This window comes from Elusimicrobiota bacterium, from assembly GCA_016706425.1.
Classification (GTDB): domain Bacteria; phylum Elusimicrobiota; class Elusimicrobia; order FEN-1173; family FEN-1173; genus JADJJR01.
Genome location: JADJJR010000001.1, coordinates 2,372,785 through 2,383,841 on the forward strand (window position 1 = coordinate 2,372,785; position 11,057 = coordinate 2,383,841).

7 protein-coding genes are annotated in these 11,057 nt (G+C 61.7%); 5 read left to right on the plus strand and 2 right to left on the minus strand.

Annotated elements, in window-relative coordinates; all coding sequences use genetic code 11:
* Nucleotides 1-116: 116 nt before the first annotated feature.
* From IPI56_09825 to IPI56_09840, 4 genes are read left to right on the plus strand one after another with little or no spacing between them, the layout of a single operon-like run.
* Nucleotides 117-2,426 carry an MMPL family transporter gene (locus IPI56_09825; GenBank protein MBK7546025.1) on the plus strand — a complete coding sequence of 770 codons (2,310 nt, stop codon included), beginning with the start codon at nt 117-119 and terminating at the stop codon, nt 2,424-2,426.
* Entirely contained in the window at nt 2,419-4,425 is a 2,007-nt protein-coding gene (locus IPI56_09830) for a ThiF family adenylyltransferase (protein ID MBK7546026.1), read from the plus strand. Before IPI56_09825 ends, IPI56_09830 begins: the two co-directional genes overlap by 8 nt.
* A gap of 9 nt (nt 4,426-4,434) precedes the next feature.
* Entirely contained in the window at nt 4,435-5,217 is a 783-nt protein-coding gene (locus IPI56_09835; protein MBK7546027.1) for an outer membrane lipoprotein-sorting protein, read from the plus strand.
* The gene (locus IPI56_09840; GenBank protein ID MBK7546028.1) at nt 5,214-6,554 is read left to right on the plus strand and encodes a DUF1302 family protein; all 1,341 of its coding nucleotides are present in this window, start codon (nt 5,214-5,216) and stop codon (nt 6,552-6,554) included. The genes IPI56_09835 and IPI56_09840 overlap by 4 nt, the downstream gene beginning before the upstream one ends.
* Before the next feature lie 71 nt (nt 6,555-6,625).
* Here IPI56_09840 and IPI56_09845 read toward each other — a convergent pair whose 3' ends face one another.
* Nucleotides 6,626-8,968 (minus strand): sodium-translocating pyrophosphatase, encoded by a 2,343-nt coding sequence (locus tag IPI56_09845; protein ID MBK7546029.1) that lies wholly within the window; start codon nt 8,966-8,968, stop codon nt 6,626-6,628.
* 43 nt (nt 8,969-9,011) lie between these two features.
* Nucleotides 9,012-9,776 carry a hypothetical protein gene (locus tag IPI56_09850; protein MBK7546030.1) on the minus strand — a complete coding sequence of 255 codons (765 nt, stop codon included), beginning with the start codon at nt 9,774-9,776 and terminating at the stop codon, nt 9,012-9,014.
* A 132-nt stretch (nt 9,777-9,908) separates the two neighbouring features.
* Here IPI56_09850 and nspC point away from each other — a divergent pair, with 132 nt between their 5' ends.
* Nucleotides 9,909-11,057: a carboxynorspermidine decarboxylase gene (gene nspC / locus IPI56_09855; protein ID MBK7546031.1), complete on the plus strand. Its 1,149-nt coding sequence runs from the start codon at nt 9,909-9,911 to the stop codon at nt 11,055-11,057.

Sequence of the window (11,057 nt, forward strand, 5' to 3'; positions counted from 1 at the left end):
GCCGGGGAGAAATCCCTTGACGACCCGCCATTCCGGGGACACAATAGCCTCGTGGGGCCCCGACGAACCGTGGTCGCGGTCCCCTTCACCCGGAGCCTTCTAAAACACAAAACACAATGACCGACCTTCCCCATCCCGAACCGCCCCTTTGGGTTCGCTTTTTGGCCCGACTGATCAGCGCCCGCGCGTTCGCCACGGGTCTGGCCATCCTGGCGATGGGGTTCTTTTTTTGTTTCCACCTGCCGCGGCTGGAAAATCGCCCGGACGTGGACGATTTCATCGTCGAAAAAGACCCCGATCATTTGCTGGCGAAGCAAATGGAAGACGTCTTCAGTCGGGACGATTTTTTCCTGATCGTTTTCCAGGCCCCGGACGTGTTCGCCGCACCGGTCCTGTCCATGATCAAATCCATTTCCGACGCGGTCGAGAATTTGGAGGACGTGCGCGACGTCGTGAGTTTGACCCACGTCAACGACATGGTCGGCACCGGGGACGATTTCGTGGTCGACCGGTTCATCGGGTCCGTCCCCTCGGACCCGGCCGCCCTCCGTTCTCTCAAAGAGAGGGCCCTCGCCAACCCCCTGTTCCTCAAAAACATCATCTCCACGGACGGAGACACAACGGCCATTGCCGTTTACGTGCCCAACCAAATGGGGGAACGGCGCGCCGCGTTGATGCGCGAAATTCGGGACATCCTGGCCCCTTGGAAAGCCCAAGGCTGGGAATTCCATCTCGCGGGCTGGCCCGTGACGAACGTCGCCCTGGTGGAAGCCATGGACGCCGACATGAAAAAATTCTTCCCGATCTCCTTTGTTCTGGTCTTGGCCACCACCTGGTGGATTTTCCGCAACGGCCGCCTTTTGCTCCTGGCCGGTCTGAGTGTCACCCTCACCGTCGCTTCCACCCTGGGGTTGGCCGCCTTCTTGAAACTCCCGCTCAACAACGCCTCCGCCGCCGTGATTCCGATTGTTCTGGCTCTGGCGACCGCCGATTTAACGCACCTGTTTTCCCATCTCGACATTCGCCTGGTCCGCGGCGGGGACCGCCGCGCCGCCCTGCGTGCGGTTTTGGAGCAAATCCTGTTCCCCTGCCTGCTGACCAGCGTCAACACCGCCATCGGGTTCGCGTCCTTGATGTGGAACCGGGTGCCCGCGATCCGGGATTTCGGCGGCTTGGCCGCCGCCGGCATGTTTTTTGAATTTTTGTTTACCTTCGGCCTGGCCGCCCCGTTGTTGTTGGTTTTTAAACCCGAGACCGTTTACCGGGACGAACGGCACGTGGAACGCGCCATTCCACGCTTTGTCCGTTTTGTCCACCACGCGGTGTTTCGATCCCCCGGCCGGATCCTCGCCCTTTGCTTGAGCCTGTTGGCCCTCGGGTCGTGGGCGTCCGGGCGCCTGCTCGTGGACACGGATTTGACGAAATATTTTTGGCCGAGCCATCCCAACCGCCAGGCGATGGTTTTCGTCCGTGAAAATTTAACGGGCATCAACACCCTGGAGATTTCCTTCCGCTCCCCGGACAACAACACCTTTAGGGACCCGGCCCAACTGCGGCGGATCGAAGAAATACAAAAGCGCGCCCTCTCCGTTCCCGGCGTCGACACCGGGTTTTCGGTCGTGGACTATCTCAAAGAAATGAACAAATCGTTCCACAACGAAGATCCCGGTCGTTACCGCCTTCCGGAGACCCGCGCGAAGGTCGACCAATTCCTTCTTCTTTACGGCGCCGACGATTTGGACGAATACGTCACCCCGGGTTGGAATTGGACCCGCATCCGTCTGCGTTTGGTGAAAAACGGTTCGCACGAATCCAAGCTCGTGATCGAAGAGGTGAAAAAAAAGATCGCGGACGTCCTCGATCCGGCGGTGGACACGCGCGTCGTGGGCGGGGCCCTCGACTTGGCCAAGACCGCGCACGTCCTGGTGACGGATCAGGTCAAGAACATCGCCTCCGCCGTGGGAACGATCTGGGTTGTGATGGCCCTCGTGCTGCGGTCCCCGTTGATGGCTCTGCTTTTTCTCGTCCCGAACCTTTTCCCCATCGTGCTCAATTTCGGCCTGATGGGGGCGCTCAACATTCCCCTGAACACGGGGACCTCCCTCATCGCCGCGGCCGCTTTCGGCATTATCGTCGACGACACCGTCCATTTTTTCGTTCGGTTGCGGGAATGGCGCGCGGCCGGCGCGCCCTTTCGGCAAGCCCTCGAAATCGTCACCTTCGAAAAGAACGAAGCCTCCCTGTCTTCGGCGATCATTCTCTGCTCCGGTTTCGCCGTTTTGCTCCTGGGCGAGTTCATTCCGGTCGTTCATTTCGGCCTTCTGAACTTGTTCGTTCTGGGATCGGGCATGATGGGGGACATGTTTTTTCTCAAGGCGCTCTTCGCGGTCGGGGCCCGCTGGCGGGAAAGGATCCATCGTGGGTGATCCCCGTTCCTTGAACGACTGGGGGCTCACGACCCCGGAGGCCTTTCGGGACCAGGCCTTTGCCCGCACGGTGGGCGTCCTCACCCGCGACGAACTCGCCCGCCTGGGGAACAGCCGGGTCGCCATTCCCGGCATGGGGGGGGGCGGTGGGGTTCATTTGATCGCCCTGGTACGGGCCGGGGTCGGCAAGTTCCATATCGCCGACATGGACCGCTACGAGCCGGTCAACATCAACCGACAGCACGGCGCGCGGGTCGACACCCTGGGACAACCCAAAGTGGACGTCATGCGGCGCGACGCCTTGGCGATCAACCCGCATTTGGAAATCAAGACTTTCCCGCGGGGCATCGGTCCCGATAATTTGGATGAATTTCTGGCCGGGGTCGATGTGGTCGTGGACGGGCTGGATTTTTTTGTTTGGAAAACCCGCCGCGCGCTCTTCAACCGGGCGAGGGCGCTCGGCATCCCCGTGGTGACGGCGGGGCCCATCGGGTTCGGCGTCATCGGACTCGTGTTCACGCCGGACGGCATGTCCTTCGACGATTACTTCGACATTCACGATGACACCCCGGATCTCGAGGCCATTCTCAAATTTTACGTGGGCATCGTCCCCGCCATGCTGCACCGCACCTACGCCATGCCCCGGCACATTCGCCTGGAGGACCGGGCGGGCCCCTCCATCAGCGGCGGCCTCATGCTCCTGGCCGGCGTGGGTTGCACCGAGGCCCTGCGCGTTCTTTTAAAACGCCCGGGACTTCGCCCCGCCCCCGCCTATTGGCAGTTCGACGTCTACCGGCAACGTTTTGCGGGCGGACGCTTGCGGTGGGGCAACCGGGGTCTGTTGCAAAGAGCGAAAATCTGGCTGCTGGGTCGGGAATTGCGGCGTCGGGGTGAGCGTTTCCGACCGCGACCGGCCCCTCCGGATTGGGATGGGGCGGGCCTCCTGCCCGACGGTGTTAAAAATTTCCTCGTCGCCGCCGGGGTCCAGGCGCCGTCGGGGGACAACACCCAACCCTGGCGTTTCGAATGGCGCGGGGCGGACCTGCGCGTGGCGGTCGAGCCAAACCGTGATCTTTCGTTCTTCAATTTTCGTCAACGGGCCAGCCTCATTTCCCTGGGGAGCGTCGTGGAAAACATCCGCGCCGTGGCGTCCCGCTACCGCCTTGAGGTCAACGCCGTCCCGAACGCCGACCCGCTCTCAATGACCTTGCGCATCGCGCCCGGCCCCGCCCCCCTCGACCCCTTGGCGGAGGCGGTCTGGGAACGGGACACGAACCGGTGTCCTTTCAATCAGGAACCTTTGAGCGACAACGCCCGGAACGCTTTGACGCGCGCCGTCGCCGATTTTTCCGGGGCCCGCCTCCACGCCCGGACCGATCCGGCGGGGGTGCGGGCGATGGCGGAGGCGGCGTACTGGGCGGACCGCGCCCGGGTGGAGCTCCGTTCCGCCCACGAACATTTCCACCGCATGACCCGCGTCGACGCGGCGAGCGCCCGGGCGACGGGGGACGGCTTTTCCTTCCGCAATCTGGGCGCGAACGCGGCGCAGGCGCTTTTCCTCCGGGCCACCCGGCCCTGGACGGTCAACGTTCTGGCGAACCGGTCGCGCCTCAACGACATGGTGGCGCTCCACGCGCGGGCCTTGATTCGCAGCGCCCCGTTCGTGGGCCTCGTGACCATGCCCGGCGACGGAGACGCGGATTTCCGAGAGGGCGGTCGCGCGGTCGCCCGCGTGTGGTTGACCGCCGCCTATCTGGGGTTGGATTTCCAACCCGTGGCGAGCGTGAATTTGCTTTTGGCCCGCCTCCGGTCCGAAGGGCCCGGGGCTTTCCCTTCGCGGGCGGTGGCGCATTTGCGTCGCGCCGAAGAGTTTTTTCGGGCGGCTTTCCCGGAGGTGGAGGACAATAACGGCCTGATTCTTTTGTTCCGGGTGGGCCACGCCCCCCCCATCGCGGAAGGCACGTTCCGTCGCGAACTTTCGACTTTTATGGTGAAATAAGGAGGACACATGAAACACAAGACCCTGGGAATGGCCCTGGCGGCGCTGCTTGTTGCCGCGACCTCGTGGAGCGCCCCCGCGCTCGACGCCCGCGAAATAATGAAACGCGTCAACGACCGCGATGACGGGAAGGACGCCTACGCGAAAGTGGAGATGTTTTTGACAGCGGCCGGCGGTTATTCCGAAAAACGGAGCCTCATCCAGGCCTACAAATATTTTGGCACTCTACGCAAAACCTACACCCGGTTCACCGAACCGGCGTCCATCGATGGCACGAGTTTCCTTTCCTGGCAACGGGGCAGCGACCTCGACGACGACCAGTTCCTTTACCTGCCCGAGCTGGGCCGGGACCGGCGGATCGTTTCCAGCCAGAAAGACGGCGATTTCGTCAACACCGACTTCACTTACGAGGACATGCAAGAGCGGTCGGTGGACAAAGACAACCACACCCTGGTCCGGGAGGAGAAAATCGGCACCTACGACTGTTGGGTAATCGAAAGCACGCCCAAGGACCCCGCCTCGTCCCAATACCGTCGATGGGTGGCGTGGGTGCCCAAGGACATTTACGTGCCCTTGCGGGTGGAGTTTTACACGAAGGTGGTGCGCCAGCCGACCAAAGTGTTGACCGTTTCCAAACTTCAAAAGATCAACGGCATTTGGACCGTCATGTCCGTGGAGATGAAAAACCTGGAGCGGAAACACGCGACCATCCTCCGCACGCTGGAAGTCAAATACAACCGGGGGGTGCCGGACCGCATGTTCACCCGGCCCTATTTGAAAACCCCCAAATGAAGCGACGGCGCCGTATCGGGTCCCTGGGGTTGCTCGCCCTCCTTTTGGGGGCGGGCGCGGCGCCCCTGTGGGCGGCCAAGGCCCCCCCGCGGCCCATGCCCGTGAAGCTCACCGCCAAGTTATCGAACCGTTTCAACTGGGACTTGAAGCGGGACAACGCGTACGAAGACATCAGCGTCACCTACACCGAGTTGAACGCCGAGGCGAAGTGGTTGCCCAACCCCCGCGTCCAGATGGTGGCGGGGGAGTGGATGGTGAACGGGGACCTTCGGCCCTACAACATCTTCGCGAACTTTTCGACGGACCACGCCAACGTGCGCGTCGGCAACCAGATCGTCCGCTGGGGCAAGGCCGACGAGATCAGCACCCTGGACTCCATCAACCCGGAGGACCTCACCCAGGGATTGACCCGGGACCGCGCGAGCCGAAAAATTCCGGTGCCGATGATCAACGCTGAACTGCTGTCGACCTACGTCTCGCTCCAGGGGATCTACGCGCCCTATTGGGAAAAATCCAAATTCCTGATCAGCGGGGACGATTGGGCGTTCTTCGACCATCTGGAACGGAAATACGGCAACATCAACGTGATCGAACAAGACCAGCCCAAAACATTGCGGGACGGCACCTACGGCGCGAGGCTTTCGGGCACGCTCCTGCGCGTGGACTACGCCTTCAGCTACCTGAACCACCGGCGGGACATTCCCTCTTTAAAAGCGTTCCCCCTCCCGATGCCGGCGCAGCTCGTGACCAACGAGCCCGGGTCCATTGAAGATCTGGTGCGTTTTTCCCGTGGGTTTCCCATCCCGGTGTTCCCTTTTTTCTTCCCCGCCCAACCCATTCGATTCGAATACCTGCGGGAGGAGGTCTACGGGTTCGAGTTTGAAACCGTGGCCGGGCCCTTCGGCATCCGGGGCGACGCGGCCTACATTTCCAGTCAAAGCTTCACGACGGACAACCTGCAGACGGTGCGCAAACCGGTCGTTTCCTACGTCATCGGGGCCGACTACAACGGGCCCGCCAACACCTATTTCAATGTCTCTTACAAGCGGACGGAAATTCGGGATTACGAAAACCGCATTTCGCCGCCCCCCACGAGTTCGGAAATCAGCGCGGAAATGACCCTGGAAATTTTAAACGGCAATATGCGCCCGGCCTACCGGGGTTATTTCAACACCACCGACAAAAGTTATTACCAGAACCCGCGGGTCTCCATTCATTACATTCCCAACGTCACCGTGGAAGTGGGCATCGACCTCTACGGCGGGCCGGCGAGCAGCCAGGCCGGGTTCTTTACCGCGAACGACCAAGCCTACACCTTGGTGCGCTTTTTCTTCTAGCGTTTCGCCTCCCCCCAACGAAAAAGCCGGTCGCCCCCTTCGGGGCGACCGGCTTTGGTTTTAATGCGTTCTCAGTGGAAAAGGCGACCGATGAGGTTGCCGTAGGCCACGATGATGCCCGACGTCACGATCGCCACCATGGCCATGAGCTTGATCAGGATGTTGAGCGACGGCCCCGAGGTGTCCTTAAAGGGATCCCCCACGGTGTCGCCGACCACCGCCGCCTTGTGGGCGAAAGAGCCCTTGCCCCCGTAGTGGCCGCGCTCGATGTGCTTTTTGGCGTTGTCCCAGGCGCCGCCGGCGTTGTTGAGCATGATGGCGACAATAAAACCCCCCGCCATGCTTCCGGTCAAAAGCCCCATGATGCCGGCCACCCCCAGAATCAATCCGGTGGCGACGGGCACGGTCAACGCCAGGATCGACGGCACGACCATTTCCCGCTGCGCGCCCGCGGTGGAGATGGCCACGCACCGCGCGTAGTCGGGCTTTTCCTTGCCCGCCATGATGCCCGGCATTTCGGCGAATTGGCGGCGCACTTCCTCCACCATGCGACCGGCCGCGCGGCCGACGGCCTTGAGCGTCATGGAACTGAAAAGGAACGTTGTCATCACACCCAGAAAAACCCCGCACAAAAGCAACGGGTTCATGATGCTCAGGTCGTAAGCTTGCACGAAATCCGCCAGGGTCGCCTTGCCGATCAACACGGCGCGCGTGCCCTCGGCGACCACCGTGTCGGTCTTCGTCACGAAAGCCATTTTGGCGCCGGCGAATTCAAAAACGCCGTTTGATTTTTGGGCGAACCGACTGATCCAGATCCGGATTTCCTCAATGTAGGCCGCCAAGAGGGCCAGCGCGGTCAAAGCGGCGGAGGCGATGGCGAAGCCTTTGCCCGTGGCGGCGGTGGTGTTGCCCAACGAGTCCAAGGCGTCGGTGCGTTCCCGCACTTCCTTGCCCAGTTCCGACATTTCGGCGTTGCCGCCGGCGTTGTCGGCGATGGGGCCGTAGGCGTCGGTCGCCAGGGTCACGCCCAGGGTGGCCAACATGCCCACCGCGGCCAAGGCGACGCCGTAGAGGCCGGTGGCGGCGTTGTGAAACCCGCCCGCGAACCCGTAGGCCGCCAGGATGGCCACCACGGTGATGAGCACCGGAGCCGCCGTGGAGTTCATGCCCACGGCGATGCCATCGATGATGGTGGTGGCGGGACCCATGCGCGCCTGGTTGGCCACCCCGGCCGTTGGGCTGTAGGAATCGGAGGTGTAGTATTCGGTCGATTGGCCGATCAGGATGCCCGCCGCGAGCCCGGACAGCATGGAGACGAAAAAGCCCCAGGGCAACCCCATCCATTTCACAACCCCGGCCGAAAGCACGACGATAAGGATGGAGGAAACCCACACGCCCACCCCCAGGGACCGCAACAATTGTTTTTGCGACGCCCCTTCTTCGGTTCGCACCAAAAAGATGCCCAGGGTGGACAAAATATTGCCGATGCCCGCGATCACGAGCGGCGCCATCACGTAGGCGAACAATTCCTTTCCGGTGCCCGCGGCCAAGGCCGCGCCCAGGGCGGCGGTCGCGAGGATCGCTCCGCAATAGGATTCGTAAAGGTCCGCGCCCATGCCGGCCACGTCGCCCACGTTGTCGCCCACGTTGTCCGCGATGACGGCCGGGTTGCGCGGGTCGTCTTCGGGAATACCGGCCTCCACTTTACCGACGAGGTCGGCGCCCACGTCCGCGGCTTTGGTGAAGATGCCCCCGCCCACCCGGGCGAAGAGCGCCTGGGTGCTGGCCCCCATGCCGAAGGTGATCATGGTGGTCGTCATCTCAACCAATTTGGCCTGCATAACCTCGGGCTGACGCATCAATTCCGGGGCCCAGACGCCGGCGACGCCGGCGTGTTCCAACAATTTTTGCCCGAACCCGAACCAGTTGTTTTCGTAAACCAAGTCGAGGAGCACGTACCAGAGGGATATGTCGAACAACCCGAAACCGACGACCACCAACCCCATCACCGCGCCCGATCGGAAAGCGACCTGCAAACCGCGATTCAACGAAAGCTTGGCGCCCCAGGCGGTGCGGGAAGACGCCATCGTGGCCGTCTTCATCCCCAAGAACCCGCAGAGCCCGGAGAAGAAACCGCCCGTGACGAAGGCCACAGGCACGAAGGGGTTTTGAATGCCGAAATAGGCCAGAACGGCGAAAAGGACAAAGAGCGCGAGAAACACGTAACCCACGACCCGGTATTGCTTGAACAGGTAGGCCTGGGCGCCCTCTCGGACGAACCCCGCGATTTCTTTCATGCGGTCGGTGCCTTCCTCGGCCTGGATCATCTTCCAATAAAAGTAAACGGCAAAACCCAGGCAGATCAAACTGGACAACGGGGCGATCCAAAAATACGACGGGATGTTGTGATGCATAAGGTCTCCTTCGATTGAAACGGTTTGTGTTATCGGGGGCGGATCAAACGGCGGAACGCCACCACTGGTAATACTTGTCCTTCAGTTCCGCTTCGGTGGGGAACGGGAAATAGAGCGACGCGCTTGGTGAAGCCAGATACAGCCCATCCATGATGGCGGAATAAAAGAAGTCATCTTGGGAGCGTTCCACGGTCTTGGTGGTCTTGTTCTTGGAAAGGACTTCCTGGGCGCAGTTCTGCAGATGCGGCAGGTTCCCGTAGGGCAGGTCGGATTGCGCGGCGATGGACCCGGCCTCGGCGCCCACGCGCATGCGGGCGAACAGGAGTTTGGGCAAACGAATGGGATTCTTGGGATCCGTCATGAGGCGGCCGAAATCCAGCGGGTCGAGGCCCGACACCACCTGGGGCCGCGCCGGCGCCAGTTCTTGATAAAGGAACACACCGCCTCGCCGGAGATGCGAGGCTTCGGTGGGCACCTGTTGGGGCGCAATGGCCAGCGTGCGGCCGTCTTTGGTGGTTAAATAAAGTTGTTTGACGCTTTCAAGGGGGAGGTGTTCCAGCACGCGGTAAATGGAGAGGTAAACGGAGGACTTGGGCCTCCCGTCGGCGTGGGGGCGGCACTCGCGACGCGCTCGCTCCATATCCAACCCCTCCGCCTTGTGATCCTTGTCGATCTCCATAAACACGACCTTGCCGCGGGAGGATTTTTTACTCCCGATCGCCATATAAGAACCGAACTCCTCGGGGGGCAACATGGAGGCCACCAGCGCCTCGATGGGGTAGGCCATGCAATAGAGATAACAATTCATGACGGCTCCTTCGAGAAAAGAGGTTCCCGGATGGGGATGGCGGGGATTATGGCATTTTCGCCGAAACGCCGAACATGAGCGCCGTCATGATTTTTCCATTGGCGGGGGATCCGTTGTATAATTCCCCCCGTCATGAACCCCGAAACCCCCATCGATCAAATTTTGTCGGAAGAACCGGCGGGCCTTTCGACCCCGTATTACCTTATTGACGAGCGGCGTTTGCGGCGAAACCTCGAAATCATCCGACGGGTCCGCGAAGAGTCGGGCGCGAGATCGGTGCTGGCCCTGAAATGCTTTTCCACTTGGTCCGTCTTCGACCTCATGAAACAACACATGGACGGCACCACCTCCAGTTCCCTCTTCGAGGCGCGCCTCGGCCACGAAAAATTCGGCAAGGAAACCCACGCCTACAGCGTGGCCTATGCCGACGAGGACATCGACGCCCTCCGCGGCTTCGCCACCAAAGTGATCTTCAACTCCGTGTCGCAGTTGGACCGGTATTACGACAAGGTGAAACACCTCCCCCTCGGCCTGCGGGTCAACCCGGGGCTCAGCGTCTCCCATTTCGACCTCGCCGACCCGGCCCGCCGGTATTCGCGCCTCGGCGTCCGCGACATCCGGGCGGTGGAAGCCGCGGCGGACCGGCTGTCCGGGTTCATGTTCCATTGCCAATGCGAGAACGACTCCCTCCCGGATTTTGGACGGGTTGTGGACCACATCGCGGCGACCTACGGCCCCCTCTTGAAGAAAGTGAAGTGGGTGAGCCTGGGGGGGGGCGTGGCCTTCACCCAACCGGGCTACGATTTGAAGGGCTTCATCGACAGGTTAAAATCCTTTGCCGACACCTTCGGTGTGCAGGTTTACTTGGAACCGGGCGAAGCCGCGATCTCCCGCACGGGTTATTTGGTGACCCGGATCCTCGACATCGTCGAGAACGAGGCCCGCGTCGCCATCGTGGACGCCGCGGTCGAGACCCACATGCTCGACTTACTGATTTACAAAACCGATGCTAAGATGGACCTCCCGCCGGGGGGCGCCCACACGGTGCAAATCGCGGGGAAAACCTGCCTCGCCGGGGACGTTTTCGGCACGTACCGTTTTCACAAACCCCCGGCCGTGGGGGACCGCGTCGCTTTCGCCGACGTGTCCGGTTACACCATGGTCAAAACGAACTGGTTCAACGGCGTGCGCACGCCGTCCATCGTGATCCGCCGGCTGGACGGCCGCTGGGACGTCGTCCGGCGGTTCGACTACGAAGATTTCCGAGGGCATTTGTCTTAA